The sequence below is a fragment of the Cognatundibacterium curvum genome (genome assembly GCF_014284235.1).
Classification (GTDB): Bacteria; Pseudomonadota; Gammaproteobacteria; order Burkholderiales; family Burkholderiaceae_D; genus Undibacterium; species Undibacterium curvum.
On record NZ_JACOGD010000001.1, the window covers coordinates 466,952 to 489,763 of the forward strand.

Annotated in this window: 20 protein-coding genes; 3 read left to right on the forward strand and 17 right to left on the reverse strand. The window is 50.8% G+C overall.

Annotated elements, in window-relative coordinates:
• The first annotated feature begins 362 nt into the window (after positions 1–362).
• Positions 363–2,993, forward strand: a complete 2,631-nt coding sequence (gene mutS / locus H8K43_RS02230; protein ID WP_186902345.1) for a DNA mismatch repair protein MutS — start codon at positions 363–365, stop codon at positions 2,991–2,993.
• 139 nt (positions 2,994–3,132) lie between these two features.
• Here the strand turns inward: mutS and H8K43_RS02235 are convergent, their stop codons facing one another.
• Positions 3,133–3,669, reverse strand: a complete 537-nt coding sequence (locus H8K43_RS02235) for an FKBP-type peptidyl-prolyl cis-trans isomerase (protein WP_186902346.1) — start codon at positions 3,667–3,669, stop codon at positions 3,133–3,135.
• Positions 3,670–3,747: 78 nt separating this feature from the next.
• Here H8K43_RS02235 and H8K43_RS02240 point away from each other — a divergent pair, with 78 nt between their 5' ends.
• A complete protein-coding gene (locus H8K43_RS02240; RefSeq protein WP_186902347.1) occupies positions 3,748–4,884 on the forward strand; it encodes a cupin domain-containing protein in 1,137 nt (378 codons plus the stop codon).
• A 291-nt stretch (positions 4,885–5,175) separates the two neighbouring features.
• Here the strand turns inward: H8K43_RS02240 and H8K43_RS19250 are convergent, their stop codons facing one another.
• From H8K43_RS19250 to H8K43_RS02320, 16 genes are all read right to left on the reverse strand, one after another.
• Entirely contained in the window at positions 5,176–5,370 is a 195-nt protein-coding gene (locus tag H8K43_RS19250; RefSeq protein ID WP_186902348.1) for a hypothetical protein, read from the reverse strand.
• 217 nt (positions 5,371–5,587) lie between these two features.
• Positions 5,588–6,754, reverse strand: a complete 1,167-nt coding sequence (gene bamC, locus H8K43_RS02250; RefSeq protein WP_186902349.1) for an outer membrane protein assembly factor BamC — start codon at positions 6,752–6,754, stop codon at positions 5,588–5,590.
• A 76-nt stretch (positions 6,755–6,830) separates the two neighbouring features.
• On the reverse strand, positions 6,831–7,715 hold the full coding sequence (gene dapA / locus H8K43_RS02255) for a 4-hydroxy-tetrahydrodipicolinate synthase (protein ID WP_186902350.1): 885 nt from the start codon (positions 7,713–7,715) through the stop codon (positions 6,831–6,833).
• Between the two features lie 94 nt (positions 7,716–7,809).
• Entirely contained in the window at positions 7,810–8,373 is a 564-nt protein-coding gene (locus tag H8K43_RS02260) for a class I SAM-dependent methyltransferase (protein WP_230403615.1), read from the reverse strand.
• Between the two features lie 21 nt (positions 8,374–8,394).
• Positions 8,395–9,051: a site-2 protease family protein gene (locus H8K43_RS02265; RefSeq protein ID WP_186902352.1), complete on the reverse strand. Its 657-nt coding sequence runs from the start codon at positions 9,049–9,051 to the stop codon at positions 8,395–8,397.
• Positions 9,052–9,085: 34 nt separating this feature from the next.
• Entirely contained in the window at positions 9,086–9,709 is a 624-nt protein-coding gene (locus H8K43_RS02270; protein WP_186902353.1) for an L-threonylcarbamoyladenylate synthase, read from the reverse strand.
• 164 nt (positions 9,710–9,873) lie between these two features.
• Positions 9,874–10,728 (reverse strand): 3',5'-nucleoside bisphosphate phosphatase, encoded by an 855-nt coding sequence (locus tag H8K43_RS02275; RefSeq protein WP_186902354.1) that lies wholly within the window; start codon positions 10,726–10,728, stop codon positions 9,874–9,876.
• An 84-nt stretch (positions 10,729–10,812) separates the two neighbouring features.
• The gene (locus H8K43_RS02280; protein ID WP_186902355.1) at positions 10,813–13,044 is read right to left on the reverse strand and encodes a TonB-dependent receptor plug domain-containing protein; all 2,232 of its coding nucleotides are present in this window, start codon (positions 13,042–13,044) and stop codon (positions 10,813–10,815) included.
• Between the two features lie 353 nt (positions 13,045–13,397).
• Entirely contained in the window at positions 13,398–14,918 is a 1,521-nt protein-coding gene (gene purF / locus H8K43_RS02285) for an amidophosphoribosyltransferase (protein ID WP_186902356.1), read from the reverse strand.
• A gap of 22 nt (positions 14,919–14,940) precedes the next feature.
• Positions 14,941–15,429, reverse strand: coding sequence for a CvpA family protein (locus H8K43_RS02290; RefSeq protein ID WP_186902357.1), 489 nt, complete (start codon positions 15,427–15,429; stop codon positions 14,941–14,943).
• A gap of 12 nt (positions 15,430–15,441) precedes the next feature.
• Positions 15,442–16,500, reverse strand: a complete 1,059-nt coding sequence (locus tag H8K43_RS02295) for an SPOR domain-containing protein (protein WP_186902358.1) — start codon at positions 16,498–16,500, stop codon at positions 15,442–15,444.
• Positions 16,501–16,559: 59 nt separating this feature from the next.
• Positions 16,560–17,852, reverse strand: a complete 1,293-nt coding sequence (folC, locus tag H8K43_RS02300; RefSeq protein ID WP_186902359.1) for a bifunctional tetrahydrofolate synthase/dihydrofolate synthase — start codon at positions 17,850–17,852, stop codon at positions 16,560–16,562.
• Positions 17,853–17,929: 77 nt separating this feature from the next.
• Positions 17,930–18,802, reverse strand: coding sequence for an acetyl-CoA carboxylase, carboxyltransferase subunit beta (gene accD / locus H8K43_RS02305; RefSeq protein WP_162018670.1), 873 nt, complete (start codon positions 18,800–18,802; stop codon positions 17,930–17,932).
• Between the two features lie 97 nt (positions 18,803–18,899).
• Positions 18,900–19,697, reverse strand: coding sequence for a tryptophan synthase subunit alpha (gene trpA / locus H8K43_RS02310; protein ID WP_186902360.1), 798 nt, complete (start codon positions 19,695–19,697; stop codon positions 18,900–18,902).
• Positions 19,698–19,798: 101 nt separating this feature from the next.
• Positions 19,799–21,088 (reverse strand): tryptophan synthase subunit beta, encoded by a 1,290-nt coding sequence (gene trpB, locus H8K43_RS02315; RefSeq protein ID WP_186902361.1) that lies wholly within the window; start codon positions 21,086–21,088, stop codon positions 19,799–19,801.
• 24 nt (positions 21,089–21,112) lie between these two features.
• Positions 21,113–21,784 carry a phosphoribosylanthranilate isomerase gene (locus H8K43_RS02320; protein ID WP_186902362.1) on the reverse strand — a complete coding sequence of 224 codons (672 nt, stop codon included), beginning with the start codon at positions 21,782–21,784 and terminating at the stop codon, positions 21,113–21,115.
• Between the two features lie 157 nt (positions 21,785–21,941).
• Between H8K43_RS02320 and H8K43_RS02325 the strand changes: the two genes are divergently transcribed.
• On the forward strand, positions 21,942–22,733 hold the full coding sequence (locus tag H8K43_RS02325; protein WP_186902363.1) for a WecB/TagA/CpsF family glycosyltransferase: 792 nt from the start codon (positions 21,942–21,944) through the stop codon (positions 22,731–22,733).
• The last annotated feature ends 79 nt before the right edge of the window (positions 22,734–22,812 follow it).

The window sequence follows — 22,812 nt, forward strand, 5'->3', positions numbered from 1 at the left end:
AGACCGCATCCGGAGCAAGTTCGATTTACATCTGATGCTTAAGCATCTGTGAGCGAATCACCGTCCGCAATCACAACCCATCCTCAAGCTGCGCCAACCGCAGCAAAAGTGCGCGCAAGTTTGCGCGACACCTCTCGCTATCTCTCTATACCTCAGCGCCATCCACTATAATATTGGCTTTTATGGCGGAACTTTTGCCTGACAGCTTACGACACGCAACAGTATCTTTGCTGAGCTCAAGCTTTTCAATGAATGATGAAGCCAACAAACGATACACAAACTGATCATCAGGCTAAAGTAATCCTGCATGCCTGCTCATTTCCGGCAACCAGACAACATCATCCCAATAACAATAAAGATTTATGAGTAACGACAATTCCAAACATACGCCAATGATGCAGCAATACCTGCGCATAAAAGCTGACCATCCGGATACGCTGGTGTTTTATCGCATGGGCGATTTTTATGAACTGTTTTTTGGTGATGCGGAAAAAGTATCGCGTCTGCTGGGTATCACCCTGACCCAGCGCGGCAGCTCAGGCGGCGAGCCTATCAAGATGGCAGGCGTGCCATTTCATTCGCTGGAGCCCTATCTGGCCAAGCTGGTCAAGATGGGTGAATCCGCTGCAATCTGCGAACAGATTGGCGATCCTGCCACCAGCAAGGGGCCGGTAGAGCGCAAAGTCATGCGCGTCGTCACGCCTGGTACGCTGACCGATACCGATCTGTTGCCGGAAAAATCGGAACGGCCACTGCTGGCGCTCTGCCTGACGCAGCAAAGAAAAACCATTACCGTCGGCTTGTCCTGGCTGTCACTGGCCAGTGGCGCCTTGAAGCTGATGGAATTTTCCAGCGATGAAAAGTCGCTTCCTCAGCGCTTACAACATGAGCTGGAACGTATCGCACCAGCCGAAATACTGATTTCAGCTGGCACGCTGATGCTGGATGAGCATAGACAAGCCCTGCCCGGTAAATTTTCAGAGGTCGCGGACTGGCACTTCGATATCAAGCAAGGACAAAAAGCACTGCAGGATCAGTTAGGCACATCAACACTGACTGGTTTTGGCGTTGAAAATATGTCTGCAGCACTGGGCGCGTCCGGTGCCTTGTTACGCTATGCGGAAAGCACCCAGGGCCGCGGCTTGAAGCATGTCAATGCGCTGAGCGTGGAAAATGAAGATGAATTCATCGGACTCGATACCGCCACCCGACGTAACCTGGAACTGACTGAGACCTTGCGTGGCCAGGAAGCGCCAACCTTGTTCTCATTGCTGGATCACTGCAAAACCGCGATGGGATCACGCCTACTGCGTCACTGGCTGCATCATGCGAAGCGCGATCAGCGCGTGGCGCGCTCACGCCATCAGGCGATCAGGGCGATCATGAGTGCTGATTCGACCGAAGGCCTGTCCAGCGCCCTGAATGCGATTCCGGATATTGAGCGCATTACCACCCGTATCGCTTTGCAATCTGCGCGACCACGCGACTTGTCGGCATTACGCGATGGTATGCAGCATTTGCCTAGCTTGCGCAATTATGTGAGCCTGTGTGTCGCCGACAACCACACCAGCCTGCTGACGCAGATATTGCAGGATTTGCAGACCCCTGCAGAGTGCCTGGACTTGCTGGAACGCAGTCTGTTACCACTGCCAACTACCATGGTGCGAGATGGCGGCGTGATTGCCAAAGGCTATGATGCAGAGCTCGATGAACTGCGTGCGTTGTCAGAAAATGCCGGGCAATTCCTGGTTGATCTGGAAGCCTCAGAGCGTGAACGTACCGGCATCGCTAACCTGCGGGTGGAGTACAACCGGGTACACGGCTTTTATATCGAAGTCACCAATGGCCAGGCTGATAAAGTACCGGACAATTACCGGCGCCGCCAAACCCTGAAAAATGCCGAACGCTATATCACGCCGGAATTAAAAGCCTTTGAAGACAAGGCGCTTTCTGCACAAGAGCGCGCTCTGGTCAGGGAAAAAATTCTGTACGAGCAGTTATTGCAGGATTGTTTACCGCATATAGCACAGCTGCAGACCATAGCCCATGCGGTCGCCAGCCTCGATACCCTGGTCAGCCTGGCGGGTCATGCCTGCAAAAACAATTGGTGCGCACCTGAGCTGATTGAGGCTCCCAGCCTCAGCATCAGCCAGGGCCGCCATCCTGTCGTCGAAAATCAGATAGAACGCTTTATCGCGAATGACTGCAAGCTGGATGCGGATAAAAAATTATTACTGATTACCGGCCCGAATATGGGTGGTAAATCGACCTTTATGCGTCAGGTTGCCCTGATCACCCTGCTCGCTTATGTGGGTAGCTATGTACCGGCACACAGCGCAAGCATAGGCCCTATCGACAGAATTTTCACCCGTATTGGTGCAGCAGACGATCTGGCCGGAGGACGTTCCACCTTCATGGTAGAGATGACAGAATCTGCAGCCATCCTGCATGGCGCCACAGAAAACTCGCTGGTGCTGATGGATGAAGTCGGTCGCGGCACCTCTACTTTTGACGGATTGGCGCTGGCCTGGGCAATTTCTAAACACCTGATACAGAGCACCAAAAGCTTTACCTTGTTCGCGACGCACTACTTTGAACTGACCCAGTTACCAGATACCCATCCGAGTGCGGAAAATGTGCATCTGTCAGCGGTAGAACATAAGGAAAACATCGTGTTCTTACATGCGGTACAAGCTGGACCGGCGTCGCAGAGTTATGGCTTGCAAGTCGCGCAGCTGGCTGGCATACCGCAGCCAGTGATACGCTCGGCACGCAAGCATCTGGCGGATCTGGAAGCGCACTCATTGCAAAGCACACCGCAGTTTGATTTATTCTCTGGTGCCAGCAGCGCACCAGAGGCAGTAGCAGAGCCAGCCATCAGCGAGGAAGAGCAACAAGCCCTGGATGCGTTGAAAAAAGTCGATCCGGACAGCCTGTCTCCGCGCGAAGCATTGGATGCACTGTATGAGCTGAAACAACTGTTGGGAAAATAAAGGGCAGGCCAGCGTTCACCGCTCACCGATCACCGTTCATCAGACCCCAAAAAAAATGCCGCAGACCTGAAATCTGCGGCATTTTTCACTTTTATACCCGCTGACTTGCAACTACATGCAAAGCCAGCGCAGGAGTTGATCAGTGAATATGGTGGGTGCGGTATTCATCGCTGCCGTCACCGTCTTCATCGTCATGATGATGGCCGTGTGCGCCGTGTACATGGCCATGTGCCACTTCGACGTCGGAGGCTGCACGCACAGCTTCCACAGTCAGGCTGAAACGCAATGCAACACCTGCCAGTGGATGATTACCATCCAGTACGACTTTATCCTCGGCGATATCGGTGACGGTAAAGATATGGCTTTCACCTTCATCAGATTCTTCCGGCATGCCTTCAAATTGCATACCAACTTCGAGTGGACTAGGAAAACGGTCACGTGGCTCAACCTTAACCAGTTGCGCATCATAGTCGCCAAACGCATCTTCTGGCTCCAGTTGAATCTCAGTAGAGAAACCAGTTTCTTTACCTTCCAGGGCCGCTTCGATTTTCGGGAAGATATTGTCATATCCGCCGTGCAGATACACCATAGGCTCCTGACCTTCCTCGATCAGATTGCCTTGCGCATCCGACAGAGTATAGCGGGCGGTAACAACTGAGTTTTTGACAATCTTCATACGATATCCTTTAAAAATATATGCATGCGGGATTATACCCGTCTGGAACTGCAGCGCAGGCACGCCTATAATGCGCACATGAAAAAATTTACGACACCCCTGACGCTGCTAGGCGACATCTCTCCAGAACAATTCCTGTCCGAATACTGGCATAAAAAACCATTGCTGATACGACAAGCAATTCCTGGCTTTCAACCCATCCTGTCGCCACAAGCGCTGTTTGATCTCGCTGCCCGTGACGATGTGGAGTCGCGGCAAATCAGTTTCTTCAACCAACACTGGGAAATGCAACGCGGCCCGATAGAAGCGCCGCCGCTCAAGCATAAAAAAGACTGGACCTTGCTGGTGCAAGGCGTCAACCTGCACAACACAGATGCCGATGCTTTACTGCGCCAGTTCCGTTTTATTTCGGATACCCGCTTAGATGATCTGATGATCAGTTATGCCGCAGACGGCGGTGGCGTGGGACCCCATTTTGATTCCTATGATGTGTTCCTGCTGCAGGCACATGGGAAGCGCCAGTGGAAAATCAGCGCACAAAAAGACTTAAGCCTGATCGAAGGCATGCCTTTAAAAATTCTGGCCGACTTTAAAGCTGAACAAGAATTTGTGCTGGAACCCGGTGACATGCTGTATTTACCACCGCAATATGCACACGATGGCATTGCAATCGGTGAATGCATGACCTATTCAGTCGGTTTCAGAGCGCCGTCGTATCAGGAGCTGGGTGAATCCTTCCTGAATTTCATGTCAGACACACTGGAAATCCCTGGCCGCTATGCAGATCCGGAATTGAAACCCACTGCCAAACCAGCCGAAATCAGCAGTGATTTCTTACAGAAGGTATCCGATGAAATCGCCAAAATACGCTTTAAAGAAGATGATATTGCAATCTTCCTTGGTGAGTACCTGACGGAACCTAAGCAAACCGTGTTTTTCGAGTCGCCAGCCAAACCACTGACGCCGAAAAAGTTTGCGCAGTCTGCAGAAAAAAATGGCGTGCGGCTCTCACTGAAAAGTGCCATGCTGTATAAGGGTAAGCATGTATTTATCAATGGCGAATCCTTCGCAGTGGGCAAGGAAGACAAGTTACTGCTCAATAAATTTGCCAATCAGCGCTACCTGGATGGCGAAGATATTGCCAGTGCGTCGGTTGATGTGATGGAAGCATTCTGCATGTGGTACGAAGATGGATGGCTGGAGTTACGCAAATAAGCCGGTTCGCACCCTGCTTCCAAACTAAATACCGCCTTTGTTTCGTTAAATTAAACGCAATAAAAGTAACGAATAGGGATTAGATGTTTTCTTCGATACAAAAAAACATGAAATTGCAGGCTAATTCGCATCAATCCCTATTCCATTGCAGGAAAAATCATTATAATCACGGGTTAGGAAACTTTCGATGAAGCGCATCATGAAAAATGGTGCTCTGCAGCGAGTAAGCCTATAGAGCGATAATTACCGGTAATTATTCATCGCAAAATTTTGATCTTATTTTTGATCTATTTATTGAAAGTACAAACATGAAAAAATCTCTCTTGCTCGTATCCCTGATGGCAATCGCTTTGGCAGCTTGCGGCAAAAAAGAAGAAGCAGCATCTGCTCCAGCAGCATCCGTAGTTGCTCCAGCTCCAGCATCCGCAACTGACGCTCCAGCAGCAGCTCCAGCTCCAGCAGCAGCTTCTGACGCAGCAGCAGCATCTGGCGCAGCTCCAGCAGCTTCCGCTACAGCAACTCCAGCTTCCAAGTAATTTTTACTGAAGCGAAAAAGCCGGCATAAGCCGGCTTTTTTTTCGCCTGAAATTCGCTATCACCTGTTACAACAGGCATTTTGCAGTCGCAGCAAACCGGGGGAAATTCAGGCCAAATAAAAAAAGCGGCCAATTAATCTGGCCGCTTTTTTTACCTAATTACACCATTACTTAAGCTGCTCATTCAGCAATTGCAGGATTTTCAGAGATACCGGCGAAGTATCAACCTTACCATCATTATTATGCACGCTGATATGGCTGACTTCGCCATTCGGACCTGCATTTTTCACCAGAATGCGGTAGCGTTGCGCATCTTTCGCTGCATCACTGGAGCCAAACGAGAATAATCTGGAGAAGAAGCCTTCGCTGGCGCCCTTGGTTTTCGCATCAATATCCTGATCGATATAGCGCACAAAGTACACACCTTGTGAACGATCGCGATCTTCTACAGTGAAACCAACTCTATCCAGGGCAAGGCCAACACGACGCCAGGAGCGATCGAAGCTTTCATCGACCTCGACATAATTTTGCTCACCGTTTTTAAGCAATTTGGAATGTGATTTTTCTTCGGCCGCTGTTTTCACCGCTACTTTGGCGGTTTCCGCGTCCGAACCCAGACGCACCATCAGGCGAGACAAAAATTCAGCTTCCAGGCCAGGATCAGCCGCGCGCGGCGTCCAGACCGTACCATCCTTTTGCGCACCAGTCACCACTTCCTGTGCACCACGATGGCTGATGTAAATCTCCAGCTTGCCATCCGCTGTACGCTCCAGACGGGTACGGAATTTATCGCGCTCACCAGTCGAATACAGTGAGTCGATCACGCGGCCCAAGGTATTACGGATGATATCCTGCGGAATTTTCGCGCGGTTCTCAGCCCAGTCCGTTTCCATCACGCCAGCTTCCTGATTTTCTATCACAATCAGAAAACCCAGTTCTTGCCAAAAGTCTTTTAATTGCGGCCAGACATCTTCAGGCTTCAGAGAAACTACCAGCCAGCGCTGAGAACCATCACGCACGATGCGCATATCTTTAATCTGCCCCGGCGCTACAGTTGCTGCAACTGTACTGGATTGGGCTTTAGCACCCTTTTCCAGATTGTAGCCAGAAGCTGTCGCTGTACTTTTATTCGCATCAGGAATCGCAAAACGGCTATCGCGGCGTATCTGAGTCAGGTCAGGCGGAACTTCCAATGACACCGTATTTGCTTTACCTGCGCTTTTGTAATCAATCTTATTTGGCTCAATCAAATTGCTAATAGAGCTACAACCCGTCAATCCAACAAGCGCTACAGCGCCGATGATGCCATTTTTAGCAACCAAGCTTTTTGCCATGTGAAAGTCCCTACTCATTATTTTTCAATTAAAACTACGCGCTGCAAACTAGTCCTTGCTGCGTTCTTTGTGGTGCTTATTGTAATACACCTGCCTCGCGTAATGCAGCACGAAGTGTCTCATGATATTGCTCAGACATAGGCACTAAAGGCAAACGCAGGCCTGCAGGTATCAAGCCCATCTCGCTCATTGCCCACTTAACCGGCAGAGGATTGGGTTCGATGAATAATTTATTATGCAAAGCCATCAGATGGTTATTGATACCGCGTGCTTTCGCAATATCACCAGCCATCGCCGCAGCACATAATTCATGCATAGCTTTAGGAGCCACATTGGCAGTCACGGAAATATTTCCTTTGCCGCCGCAGAACATCAGCGCCATTGCCGATGCATCATCACCTGAATAAACCGCAAAAGATTCCGGAGCCAGACGAATCAGATCGATTCCACGTGCCAGGTTGCCAGTCGCATCTTTCACACCGATGATGCCCGGCACTTGTGCAAGACGCAGAATAGTTTCATTGGACATGTCCGCCACCGTACGGCCAGGTACATTGTAGAGAATGACAGGAATATCAACCGATTCCGCAATTTTCTTAAAGTGCTGATACATGCCTTCCTGGGTAGGACGGTTGTAATACGGTACCACTTGTAAAGACGCATCCGCACCAGCTTCTTTAGCGAATCGGGTCAATGCAATCGCTTCAGCCGTAGAATTACCACCGGAGCCAGCAATGATAGGAATGCGTTTATTGGTGTGCTCAACAGCTACACGGATTAATTCGCAATGCTCTTCGACTGAAACAGTCGGTGACTCACCGGTGGTCCCGACGATCACGATACCGTCAGTACCTTGCTCGATGTGCCAGTCAATCAGCTTACGCAAGCAAGGCAAATCCAGACTGCCATCTGCATGCATAGGGGTTACGATCGCAACCAGACTTCCGTGAATCTTTGTCATGTTAGTGCCAGAAAAAAATAAAACCCTGATTGTAGCGGAAGCCACGTTAATCAGGTGGTAAATCGCTGGAATTCAGACTCAAACCAGCCCCTTATTACGCCAGACGATTTAACTGCTTCGCCCCGCCCTGCCTGCGCGCGCAAATCCGCTGTATCTGCGCTGGTTTCGGCACATCCACATAGCCGGATTCATAGGCAATCACCTCCATCGCGACCGTTGGGTCAGACGCAATTAACTGCAGTAACTCACCTTCTTTGAGTAAAAACTCTGCACGTGAAGGCTTGCCAAATTCCTCATTACCCACAGCAAAAGTCTCGTAAATCATCACACCGCCAGGTGCCAACAGCTTCAGCAAACGCGGGAACAAAGGCCGGTGCAGATAATTACACACAATCAATGCAGAGAAGGAGGCATCCTCAAATGGCAATACTTCATCCATTTCCTGCTCCAGATCCAAAGTTATGGTGCGAACACCAGCAAGATTCAACTCTGCAAATCCAGCCGGATCTCTGTCCACGCCAAACAATTCCAGATCTGAGCCCAATAAAGGACGCAGATTACGGCCATGACCGCATGCCACATCCAACACCCGTCCCGACTGAATCAGCTGGCTGTGCCTGATGACCCAGGGTGATGCCGCACCGGCACCGCAAACCATGTGAGCACAAAGCGCCATCAATCAGAACAAAACGGTAAACGGGATCAGTAAAATTTGCAATAAAGCACTACCAAGTGCCATCACAGGCACCATCCAGTACTGCAACATTTTCAAAATAGCAAGACCCATCACGATGAAGAAACCATAGGGCTCAATTTGTGCAAACTTCATTGCCATTTGATGTGGAAGCAAACTAATCAGTAACTGACCACCTGCCAGTGGAGGCACAGGAATCAGATGGAAAGCAAACATCGCCAGGTTAGTGAGTACGCCAGCGGATGCCATTTGTATGAAAAAACTCTCATCAATCCGGAATACGCGCAACAAAATAGCGAGTACAGCCCAGGCAAAAGCCATAATGAAGTTGGCCAATGGGCCAGATATGGAAACCCAGGCCAGGTCTTTTTTAGGATGACGTAATTGCGAATAATTGATAGGCATAGGTTTGGCATAGCCAAACAAAAATGCGCCATTGGTTGCCAAATACAGCACCACGGGAATAACAATTGTCCCCAGCGGGTCAATATGCACCATGGGATTCAGGCTTAGCCGTCCAGCGGCCTGGCCAGTCGTATCGCCAAAATAACGCGCCGTATAACCACGGGCCGCCTCATACAGCGTAATAGCGAACACAACTGGCAGTGCGAAAATAAGAACGGTTTGAATTAAGTCATTCATAAATTACTTCTAAAATAAAACGGTAAGCCTCGAATTACAGGCCAAAAAGTGCGGGATCACCACCACCCAGCCGTATCAGCTCTGGCTCTGCAGCAGTCATATCGATCACTGTGGTAGGCGACAAACTGCAGGCACCACCATCGATCACCAGATCAAGCTGTTTTTCCAGTCGTTCACGGATTTCTTCGGCATCATTCAGCGCGGCATCCTCACCCGGCAAAATGAGAGTCGTCGCAAGCAACGCCTGTCCTAATTCTTCCAACAATGCATGGGTAATCTGATGTTCAGGTACACGCAGACCGATGGTCTTACGCGAAGGGTGACTGAGGCGGCGCGGCACTTCCTTCGTCGCCTCCAGAATAAAGGTATATGGCCCCGGCGTTGCTGCCTTGAGTAAGCGGTATTGTTTATTGTCGACCTTGGCATACAAGGCGATTTCAGACAAATCGCGACATAACAAAGTCAGGTGATGTTTTTCATCGACGCCGCGGATACGACGCAAGCGGCTTACAGCATCTTTATCATCCAGATGGCAAACCAGGGCATAACAAGAATCCGTGGGAATCGCAACGATGCCACCCTGATCGATAATCTGCACTGCTTGTTTAATCAACCTGAGCTGAGGATTTTCAGGATGAATTTGAAAGAATTGACTCATAAAATAGTAAGGCTGGTGATGCTCGCCAGGCGCCTCATCTGGAAAACGATAAGAACGCGAACGACACTGCTAGTGGTTTTACCTACCAGCCATGATTAAATAGACATAAGCTGAGTAATGTACCAGATTCCCTTCTGTCAGGGGAATGTTATCAAGCGCTGACATCAGTCAAAGCGCCAATGCTCCCACACTGGCACAGAATCGCGCGGCAAGGCTTGTAAATGTCCGATATCGACCTCGAAATCCTCAGGCGAATGGAAATCAGAACCGCGTGAACTCAGAAAACCATAACGTGCGGCGATACCTGCGTATTCCGCATACTGATCCACGGTATGACTGCCAGTGACGGTTTCAATAGCAACACCACCGAAGGCCTTGAACTCGCGGAAGAAACAGTCAAACGCCAACGGCGTCAAATCATAACGACCAGGATGTGCGATGACAGCTACACCGCCAGCTTCGCGTATCCAGCTGACAGCCTCGTTGAGATTGGCCCAACGATGCGGCACATAGCCCGGCTTGCCCTCAGTCAGGAAATGTTTGAATGCGTCAGAAACCGAGCTGGCCGCACCGATTTCCGCCAGATAACGCGCAAAGTGCGAACGCGAAATCAAATCGGGGTTGCCGACATATTTCAACGCACCTTCATAGACACCAGCGATTCCGGCACGCTGCTGCAGATCCTGCGCCATATCACGCGCACGGCGCTCGCGTCCAGAGCGGGTGTTAGCCAGACCGGCCAACAGTTGCGGGTTAGTTTCGTCGACTTGCAAACCAACGATATGCACCGTCTTCCCGGCCCAGGTCACCGAGACCTCCACTCCGGCGACAAATGGCAGGCAAAGGTCAGCGGCAGCCGCTCTGGCCTCAGCCACCCCACTAACCTCATCATGATCAGTCAGCGCCCATAACTCAACACCATTACGTTTTGCACGTATCGCCAGGTCAGATGGCGTCAGAACACCGTCCGACACTGTGGAGTGAGAATGCAGATCAGCGTTTAACAAGATGGCAGACATAATTCAAATCATCAAAATCATTTAAGGAAAGATTGTACTCCCCTCGCCATCATTGCGCTGCAACAGCCGGTAAACCTGAAGTGGTCAGATTTTCATTTCCAGACGCAGCGTCCAGGTGGTATACGTGGTCGCCAAGGTTTTGTCATTACGATAGATGCCACCGGTTGTGACAGTATTGGCACTGTAAGAGTCCGCCGGACTCAGATTATTGGCCGACAAACGCATTTGCAGGTTAGGACTCCACTTCCACAATGCGTAGGCGTCAAACTGGCGCTTTTTTCCCGTTTCCACAATCTGAGTCGCACTGGACTGGATTTCATAAGCTGGCGTCCAGTTGATACTGCCGCCCAGCGTCAGCGGCAAGCCGGCAAGCCGGTAATCCAGCCCGAGGTTTGCAGTTTGCTTAGGTTGTTGATCAAGCCGGTTATTTGGCCCAAGTATATCATCCACACTAGACCAGAAACGGCTGTAATTGGCACGAAAATCAATCGCAGGGCCTTCCGGCAAAAATTCCTGCAACTGGAATTTTGTATCGAATTCCATCCCCTTAGTGATTGCATGGCCTACGTTGACGGGTGAAGATACCCAGCGCGCGCCACTACCGTTATCGACTAACACTGTCCTTCTGCGTATCAGATCGTCGATACTTCTGACAAACAGGTTCAGACTCACGATACCAGCCCGGCTCAGATAATGTTCGAAGGCCAGGTCTATGCCTTTAGATAATTCCGGCTTCAGATTCGGGTTGCCGGTGCGGTCAGGCCGGGTGGCGCTGTTTTGATTTGAAATACTGGGAATCGCAATCAAATCATTCAAAGCAGGTGCGCGGTAAGTGCTGGTCAGACCAAGGCGGATCTGATCCTTGCTATCAGGGATACGCCAGACGCCATGCAAGACCGGGCTCCAGACCCGGCTATCGTTGTCTACATTTTGACGGGTCGACGAACTGGACGTATGTATTCCTTCCCAACGTACACCCGCGTAAGCTGAGAACTGCGGGCTGATATCAAATTCATCCTGTACAAACAAAGCGATACGACGCGTGCTGGCATCAAGATTATCGCCAGACTCAGCATATTGTGGCAAACCATTATCGAGCGAAGTACGGGTCTGGCTACGTTTACCTGTTTCCAGCTCCCAGCCTGTCGCTATCGTATGCGCATCGCCTATCGGCATAGTCAGTTTGCCGCCGGTATTGAATGTACGGTCACGCGTATTGTTCACATCAGAAATCACATCAATTTGCTGACCCGTCTGATTGAACTGATAGCGCATGGAGGAACTGTTCATTTTCCCCAATCCGCCACCAAAGCGCACAACCAGCTTGCCATTGTTTTCAAATTTATGCTGCCAGTTACCAAAGCCACGCAGGAAAGTCGTTTCAGATTCATTCGATGCATTCGCTGTCGCATACGACTGCGGACCAAAGTAAGTGGGCGAACGAAATAACTCATTGACCTGATTGAAGGTCTGAGAGTTACTCTTCGAAGTCATCAGGAAGGGCTGAAAATTCAGGGTATCGCCATTTTCAAATTTATAGTTAAAACGCGGTGTCAGATGCAAGCCTGTCGTTTCACGATTGGTCTGATCCTGCTGGTGCTGCATCAGCACTGTTTCGCCAGCAGTATTTTTTTCCAGACTATCAGTCAGACTCTGGTCATGCTGCTTATTTTTAAAAACAGAGCCACTCATCACATAGCTCAGCGCACCGGCTTCACCCGGCACAGTCAGCGAGACATTGGGGGCCAGCCTTCCCTGCTCAGACCCAAGTGAAATCTTCAGATCAGTCGTCTTTTGCTTGTATTCTTCACGCAGCACAATGTTAATCGTCCCAGCAATCGCCTGCGTGCTGAACTCTGCAACTGCACCTCGTACGATTTCTATGCGCTCAACCTGATCAGGCGACAAAGAGTCCATAGAGAAGCCGCGTGGTGCACGTTCACCATTAATTAAAATTTGCGTATAGCCATTACCCATACCACGCATACGGATATCGCCGCCACGACCAGGGCGCCCGCCTACTGTCACACCAGGCAGGCGTTTTAAGACTTCGCCCAAACTGCTGTCACCATTACGATCCAGTTCTTCACGACCGTAGATAATCTTGCCCGCTGTCGATTGCCTGCGCTCCTCGACTTCAGTGCGGCCACCACTGACCGTCACTTGTTGCACCACTTCCTTGCCAGTCGCTGGCTTTACTTGCTTATCTGCCTTACCCGGCTCGGCTTTCGCCTTGGCCGGAGAAGTCGTAGCCTCTTTTACAGGCGCTTCTTCCTGTGTCGTCTGGGCATAACCGGAACTGACGGAAAACAGCATGCAAATTGCAGCTGCAATAGGAGAAAGACGAAATGGTGTGCACATGAAAACTCTCTTGAACGGATGGTATGCTGAGGCGGCTTTGGCTGAGGACTAACTGGCTGACCACCTGAAAAAGCATTAAGAATCGAATGTCGCCTATTGTATTTTTTGCTGCAAGCATGCGCTACCGCTTTGTGCGGCTGATTTGTATAGAAATGAAACGAAGTGAGTCTGGTGCCAATGTTTTGCCTCAGAGGCGTGACTTACATCCCTTTTCTCTCACACCTTCGTGGATCAAAGAAAAAGCCCGCACACCTTATAGTATGCGGGCTTAGCTCAATCAGACGCTGCGCGCTGAGTCAGCTCACTGCTTAGTCCTGACGTGCCGCCAGATTCAGATTCAATTGCGAACGCAACAAATCTTCTGTTTCCGGGCGTGGATTGTTACGGGCGTGTTCCAGTTTATCGAGGTAAGCCGGGCTTACGTCGCCGGTGATGTAGAAGCCATCGAAGCAGGATGCTTCTATGTTTTTCAACAAAGGATTCACATCAGAGATAGAACGTTTCATTGCATCGACGTCCTGATACACCAGCGCATCTGCGGTGATTTCACGGCACACTTCTTCGTCCGAGCGACCGAAAGCAATCAGCTCGCTACGGGTAGGCATATCGATACCGTAGACATTCGGGAACTTCACTGGTGGTGCAGCGGATGCAAAAATAACCCGCTTGGCACCGGATTCGCGTGCCATCTGCACGATTTCACGACTGGTGGTGCCGCGCACTATCGAATCATCGACCAGCAAGACACTCTTACCTTTGAACTCGGAGCCGATCGCATTCAATTTCTGACGTACCGATTTGCGGCGCACAGACTGGCCAGGCATCATGAAGGTACGACCGATATAACGGTTCTTGATAAAACCTTCCCGATAATCGAGATTCAGCTTCAATGCGAGCTCCATTGCCGATGGACGTGAAGAATCAGGAATCGGCATCACCACATCAATATCACCGGCGCTGAACTGGCTGCGTACTTTTTCTGCCAGATACTCACCCATTTTCAGACGAGTCAGATAGACAGAGGCGCCATCAATAATGGAATCCGGACGGGCCAGGTACACGTATTCAAACGCACAGGGATTCAGACTAGGATTGTCTGCACATTGCTGGTTATACAGTTTGCCGTCGAGGTCGATAAACAAGGCCTCGCCCGGTTCTACGTCACGCAGGAAAGTGAAGCCCAGACCTTCCAGAGCAACCGATTCACTGGCGATCATGTACTCTCTGCCACTCTCATTTTCCGAGTAGCCTATGCACAGTGGACGGATACCGAAAGGATCACGGAAGGCCAGCAAGCCATAACCGGCAATCTGCGCTACCACCGCATAAGAACCACGCACACGGCGATGCAGCATGGACACGGCACGGAACAGTCCTTCAGGATCCAGAGAGTAACCACTGGTCACTTCCTGTATCTGATGCGCGAGAATATTCAGCAGAACCTCGGAATCTGAATCCGTGTTCAGATGACGGCGGTCATTCTTGAACAACTCAGTTTTGAGCTCAACCGCATTGGTCAGGTTGCCATTATGTGCCAGCACAATACCAAACGGTGCATTCACGTAGAAAGGCTGCGCTTCCTCTTCGCTGGTAGAACCGGCAGTCGGATAACGCACCTGCCCGATACCGACATTACCCGGCAAAGAGCGCATATTACGCGTGCGGAATACGTCACGAACCAGACCATTCGCTTTGTGCATGGCAAATTTATTGCCGTGATTGGTAGCGATGCCAGCAGCATCCTGACCACGATGCTGCAACAGCAGCAGCGCATCATAGAGCAACTGATTAACGGGATTATTTGAAACAACACCTACGATGCCACACATGGTGGACTCCTAAAAAGACAAGTTAAAACCGAACATGATGGGAAATCGACGTGGGCAGAAATGGGATCACAGTATGTGCCGCTGTTTCTGCCAAAGGACTGAGCAAGGCTTCTTTCCAGAAGGCTTGCTGTGGCATGGAGGTCATGCCACACACTAAAACTGCTGCCAGGACTAGTACACAGCCCCGGGCAAAACCGAATAAGCCACCCAACCCACGATCTGCCAGCGATAAGCCACTGGCTTTGATAACAGCATCGACTGCCATCATGACCAGCGCCATGAGCAAACGTACGCCAACAAACAGGAGGATAAAAGCTACGATCAGGCGCACGATCTGGCCCGGAAAAAAAGATGGCAACCAGGAGGCCAGTAATTCACTGTAAGCATTAGCAATAACAAAAGCGACAGTCCAGCTGACCAGGGACAGGATTTCCTTGATAAGTCCACGCATGGTGCTGATAACGACAGAGCAGATCAGTATCAGCAGAACGATGTAATCAAAGAGTGTCACTTAAATTCCCGCTCAGTTTGGAACCAAAGTACCGCTTAAACCCAGCTTATCCAGTTTAGCGCGCGCTTTATCGGCTTCTTCTTTGGATTCAAAGGGGCCGATACGAACCCGTATCTTGTCACCTGAACTGGTCGCTACCTTTTGCGTATAAGAACGGATATTGGCAGACCTGAGTTTAGACTGTAATTCGTCGACTTTTTCCTGGGAAGCCAATGCAGCTACCTGCACAGTATAGGAAGATTTTTCTGTATGTTCAGTTTTTGTTGTGGCCTGCGGCTTAGCGGGTGTTTTACCTTCGAGAATAGCTAATGCGCGTGCCGTCTCATCATCACTGGCTGCGTTTTTGACAGGCTTGGCGGGCTCAGCTTTTGGCTCTGGCTTACGTTCGGACTTAGGTTCAGGCTTAGCTTCGGTCTTAACTTCCGGCTTCGCATGCTCTTTTTCTGGCGACTTTTGTGCCTTGTCTGCGGGTTTAGCTTCCGTTTTGGAATCGGCTCTGAGCTCTTTGATCTCGCGGCGAGCTTCCGTAATGACTTCAGGCTGACGTTCAGTCTTGGTGTTTTTTTCTGGTGTTGCGGTCAGTGCAGCTGTCTGGCCAGTTGCTGGCTTGCTTTCCGTTTTGGGAAGTGCTGGCATGTCCTTCGCTTTTGGCAAAGGTGGCGCTGGCTCGATAATTTCTTCAACCGGTTCAGCCGGTGTAATCACAGGCCGCCTGTTCGAGCCAGCCTCGGGGGTTTCTGCCTGATTTTGATTAGCAGCCAGTTCAGGTGCTTTGTCTTTAGAGGGGATGCGAATTTGCACATCATCACCCAAAGGCTTAGGTTCAGAGTCGAACAACATGGGCAAGCCGATCACAGCAGCCAGCGCGATAGCACTGGCCCCGATCAAACGGCGGCGCGCACGTTTTTTTTCAGGAAGGATAGGATCTTCAACCCTGGAACGACGGGAAGCAGCGGCTTTCTTAGAGCGCGAGCGCGTTTCCACGCTATCCTCTTCCGCACGGGAGCGGAATTCGCCATTTTCATAGCTATCGGACGTATCTTGCTTTTTGAAACGCGAGAACAAACCCATGTGCAAATTTCTGTCTGGTTAGCAGTCCCCACATCCATCAGAGATATGGGGTCGCAAAATCATGTATGGATTGCAGATCTTCTGGCGCGCATCACACCCGCAACCGTCAGGAAAGATCCAAAGACCACTATTCTATCATTTTCCCCGGCTTTACTCATCGCATAGTGATAAGCTTCTTCAGGATTTTGAAATGTTTGTACGCTGTGTTCTGTGTCAGACACCACACCTGCATCCAGCAAACGCTGCTCTAACTGACTCGCCGTCGCTGCACGTGGCAAAGGCAAATCTGTCACGCACCAGTGATCAATCTTGCCCTTCAACTGCGCGATCACGCCATCAATATCTTTGTCCAGCATGGAGCCGAATACCGCATAGGTATAAGCATGAAAGCCCATGTTATCCATATTCTGCGCCAGGGTGGCTGCCGCATGCGGGTTGTGCGCGACATCGAGCACTACCACCGGACGTCCCGGCATCACCTGGAAGCGCCCGGGCAAATCGACCATCACCAGACCGGTACGCACTTCCTGCGCCCCAACCGGCAATACATCCTTCAGAGATTCTAAGGCCGCCAATACTGCAGCAGCATTCAACAATTGATTGGCGCCGCGCAGGCTAGGATAGCCCAGCGAATTGCGGCGCTGATTACGCCCACCATAATTCCACTGCTGCTTGTCGCCGTTATAGTTGAAATCACGGCCAAACAACCACAGATCAGCGCCTATCGACGTAGCATGATCAATCAGGGATTGCGGCGGCACCGGGTCACCGCAAATCGCAGTACGACCCGGGCGGAAAATTCCCGCTTTTTCGAAACCGATTTTTTCACGGGTATCACCCAGATAATCAGTGTGGTCTATATCGATGCTGGTGACGACAGACACATCCGCATCAATCACATTCACCGCATCCAGCCTGCCGCCCAGCCCGACTTCCAGTATCACCACATCCAGCGGCGCTTTGGCCAGCAAATCACAAATTGCAAGCGTGGTGAATTCAAAATACGTCAGCGAGACATCGTCACGTGCGGCTTCCACGCGATCAAAGGCCGCGATGAATTCTGCATCGACCACGTTTTCGCCATTGATACGGGCACGCTCGTTAAAATCGAGAAAATGTGGCTTACTGTATAAACCTACCCGATAGCCAGCCTGCATCAGGATCGCTTCCAGCATGGCGCAGGTAGAGCCTTTTCCATTGGTGCCGGCGACCATAATCACAGGACAGGAAAACTGTATTCCCATGCGGTTCTTGACCGCAGCAACGCGGTCCAGTCCCATATCAATTTCTTTAAAATGGCGTTGCTCTAACAGCGACAGCCATGCTGGTAAGGTAGTTGGCAGATTTTGCATGATATAAAAAAAGCCCTCAGCAACGGGATCTGTACACAGACCCCAAGCCTTGGGCTTCCTGAAAAATAGATTAAAACTTAAGCGACTGCTTCAGCAGGCTGATTTTGCAGCAAAGCGAGCAGACGGGCGATTTCTTCGCGCATCTTACGACGGTCGATGATCATATCGATCGCGCCTTTTTGCAGCAGGAACTCGGAACGCTGGAAGCCTTCCGGTAATTTTTCGCGTACTGTGTTTTCGATCACACGTGGGCCAGCGAAACCGATCAGCGCTTTTGGCTCACCGATCACCACATCACCCAGGAAGGCAAACGAGGCAGATACACCGCCCATGGTTGGATCGGTCAACACAGAAATAAATGGCAGACGCTGTTCAGATAATTTGGTCAGCATCGCAGTCGTTTTCGCCATTTGCATCAACGATAACAAGCCTTCCTGCATACGTGCACCACCGGTAGCGGTGAAGCAGACAAACGGCACTTTTTGTTCCAGTGCGGCCTGTACACCACGTACGAAACGTTCACCGACGACGGAACCCATAGAGCCGCCCATGAATTCAAATTCAAAGCAGGCTGCCACCACCGGCACCGACATAATCGAACCGCCCATCACCAGCAAGGCATCGGTTTCACCGGTGGTTTCCAGTGCGTCTTTCAGGCGGTCAGGATATTTTTTACTGTCTTTGAATTTCAGCGTATCCACCGGCAGCACTTCCTGACCGATTTCATAACGTCCGCCAGCATCAAGCAAGGCATCCAGACGCTCACGCGCACCGATACGCATGTGGTGACTGCACTTAGGGCAGACATGAATATTGGCTTCCAGGTCGGAACGGTACAACACCGCTTCACAGGATGGGCATTTCACCCATAAGCCCTCAGGAATAGACTTGCGTGTTGCAGATTCCGAGCGCTGTATGCGCGGTGGTAACAGTTTTTCTAACCAGCTCATGTTTTCTCCTCTTGCCAGCTTGCATCTGACAGATCAAGCACATGACCCCGCTGATACGGGGCCAAACAGTTGCCACAAAGTGCAATAGGCGCGTATTTTACCCGTCTAAGGCCTCTCTGACACCAGAAATAAAAGTTTTTACGGCATTCACTGCCTGATCCCTTGGGGTGGTTTCGAGTTCCTGAATAATCCGGGACCCGATCACGACCGCATCCGAAACGCTGGCAATTGCACGCGCCGTCTGTCCATCACGAATACCAAAGCCAACACCGACTGGCACCTGGACATGTCGCTTAATCTTAGGAATCATCTCTGCCACAGCAGACAAATCCAGACTACCGGAACCGGTCACCCCTTTTAAAGACACGTAGTACACATAACCGGATGCGATTTTACCTACCAGCGCAATCCTCTCCTCAGTCGAGGTCGGCGCCAGCAGGAATATGGTATCCATGCCATGTTGCTGCATGCTTTTTGCAAATTCTTCGCATTCTTCCGGTGGATAATCTACCACCAACACCCCGTCCACACCCGCTTCTGCGGCAGCCTCAATAAAGACTTGCTGCCCCATGCGCTCTATAGGATTGGCATATCCCATCAGCACCACCGGCGTTTTTTGATTGTTTACTCTAAATTCGCGGACGAATTGTAATACATCCCGCAAGCCAACTCCAAATTGCAATGCTCTTTCGGATGCGCGCTGTATCACAGGTCCATCCGCCATGGGGTCGGAAAACGGCACGCCCAGCTCGATAATATCGGCACCACCCTCGACCAGGGCGTGCATCAGCGGCACCGTCATGTCAGGCGCCGGATCGCCCGCAGTAATGAAGGGAATCAGACCTTTACGTTGTTCTGCCGCGAGCGCAGCGAGTACAGATTGAATTTTTGACATATTGATAGACCAAAGAGGATAAACACCAGGCAGGCTGTGCCGGGCGCTTTGTGTAGCCCGGCAATGCAGCGATTGCCACTTCAGGAGATTCAGCTACGCATTCAGAACTTCAGCCCTGCACGTTCTGCAACCGTGTGCATATCCTTGTCACCACGACCAGACAAATTGGCCAATATGATTTTATCTTTCGGCAATGTCGCCGCCAGTTTAGTCGCATAAGCCAGCGCATGACTGGATTCCAGCGCAGGGATGATGCCCTCAATACGACAGCAATCATGGAAGGCTTGCAGCGCCTCTTCATCCGTAATAGTCACGTACTCCGCACGGCCACTGTCTTTAAGCCATGCATGTTCAGGGCCAACACCCGGATAGTCAAGACCAGCAGAGACTGAATGCGTCTCTATCACCTGGCCATTCTCATCTTGCAGCAAATACGTGCGGTTTCCATGCAGGACACCTGGCGAACCGGCTGTCAGCGAAGCTGAATGACGGCCACTGTCCACGCCCTCACCTGCCGCCTCTACGCCAAGCAAACGGGTTTGCTGATGATCGATATAGGGATAGAAAATACCCATAGCATTAGAACCGCCGCCAACACAGGCGACGACATAATCCGGCTGACGCCCTGCCAGCTCAGGCATCTGCCATAAGCACTCTTCGCCGATAACAGACTGAAAATCCCTGACCATCATAGGATAAGGATGTGGCCCAGCCACCGTGCCTATGATGTAAAACGTATTTTCCACGTTGGTGACCCAGTCGCGCATCGCTTCATTCAGCGCATCCTTGAGGGTTTTCGAACCAGACTCAACAGGCACGACGGTCGCACCCAGCAGCTTCATGCGATAGACATTCTGGGCCTGACGCTTCACATCTTCAGCACCCATATACACCACGCATTCCAGCCCAAAGCGCGCGCAAATGGTGGCGGTTGCTACGCCATGCTGACCAGCGCCGGTCTCCGCAATCACGCGCGGCTTACCCATACGTTTTGCCAGCAAGGCCTGACCTATCACGTTATTGATCTTGTGCGCGCCGGTATGATTTAAGTCTTCACGTTTAAAATAAATCTGTGCGCCGCCCATCATTTCTGACCAGCGCTTGGCGTGATATACAGGTGACGGACGCCCTACAAAGTATTTCAACTCCTGGCGGAAATCTTCCAGAAACTGCGGGTCATGCTGATAAGTCGCATAGGCATCCTTCAGCTCACTCAAGGCATGGGTGAGCGTCTCGGAGACAAAGCTGCCGCCATACGGGCCGAAATGACCACGCTGATCTGGTAAATGATAGGAGCTTGATTGATAGATTGCCGCCGCTGGGGCTGCTGTAGCTGCTGTAGCTGATACATGCGCAGCTGCGCCCGCATCCTGATTGATGTTGGTAGTCATTGCTGTCCTTACAAATGGAGGTGATCAACACCCCGGAATATTGTCTGCATCTTGTACCGCACGTATGAACGCACGGACTTTCTCTTCATCCTTAATTCCTTTTGCCGCCTCGACACCACTGCTGATATCAACCGCAAAAGGACGTACCTGACTAACTGCGCCAGTCACATTTTGTACGCTCAAGCCACCACTTAAAACGACCCGAGGCGCGAGCTCTTTTGGAATGAGAGACCAATCAAACACCTTTCCACTGCCACCGTAACCATCCACATAGGTATCCAGCAGCAAACCATTAAATAAAGGACTTGCATCACGATAGATGCGCTCACATTCTAACAAATCATCCGGCTTTGTGTCAGCCCTGACCCGGAATGCTTTCAAAAACGGGCGCTGCACCAGTGCCGCCAGCTGTGCACACTGACTGGCGCTTTCATCACCATGAAACTGAAGCAGTTGTAGCGGACACTGCTGCAGCGTGGTCTGTAATTCCTGTGCGGTGGGGTTCACAAACAAACCTACCGAAACCACAAACGGCGGCAAGCCGGATAACAGCTCTGCGGCACGGCCTGGCTCCACATAGCGCGGGCTGGGCGGATAAAACACGAAACCCAGTGCATCCGCACCGGCTGCAGCGACCTGAGCCAGATCGTTATGATTCGTGATACCGCATATTTTCACTCGGGTCCGATGTCGCATGTATGACTACCTGTTTTGTTCTGTCCGCCAGTGGCGGGATGTTAAAAAAATAGAGCACCGGCGGGTATTATGCATAGAAATAGGAAAACCAGACGTCGCAAGCCTGCTCAGTTCTGAGATAATCAGACACATTCAATCCGGAACACTCTGAGTTTCTATGACCCTGCTAACCGACCAGAAGAATACAACACGTTTATTTGATCTGGACATTCAAAACCAGACTTTTGCTGAGGCACATCAGTTACTGATGCAAACGGCACGCACCAGAGGCAACGCGTCCAGGGTCGTTGTGACACCTAATGTGGATCACATCGTGCGACTGGATCAACAAGCAGAATTCAAACAACTATATAGCACTTCAGATCTGATTTTTGCAGATGGCATGCCGGTAGTCTGGGCCAGCAAAATTACCAAGCATCCCTTGCCTGAACGTGTCACCGGTGCCGATTTATTTGTATCGCTATGTCGCGCAGCTTCGAATGAAGGCTTATCGGTATTCGTGGTCGGTGGCATGCCAGGCCAGGAAACAGAATTGCTGGCAGCATTTGCCAGGGTCTATCCGGGATTGCAGGTTGATCTGTTCTGCCCTTCTATGCAATTCACTCCTGAGGGTGCCGAAGCCGATGAGGCGATACGCCGTATCCGTGTCGCCAAACCACATATCGTATTTATCTGCCTCGGCATGCCCAAGCAAGAATACTTTGCCTTCCGTTACCGCCGCGAAGAAAGCACGGATAATGCCCCGCTGTTGATGTGCGTAGGCGCTGCAATGGAATTTGCACTGGGTCAAAAACAGCGTGCTCCATTATGGATGCAAAAAATTGGCATGGAATGGTTCTGGCGCCTCGCCAGTGAACCACGACGACTGTGGCAACGCTACACGACACAAGGCGTCAAGTTTTTCGGTATTTTTTTCCGCGAATACCGCAAGCAAAAAAGCCAGCGCTGAATCATAGATAGCAACAGCCCTGTTGCATCAATGGCGAATACAAAAAAACCGCAAACTTCTGCGGTTTTTTTGTTACTAC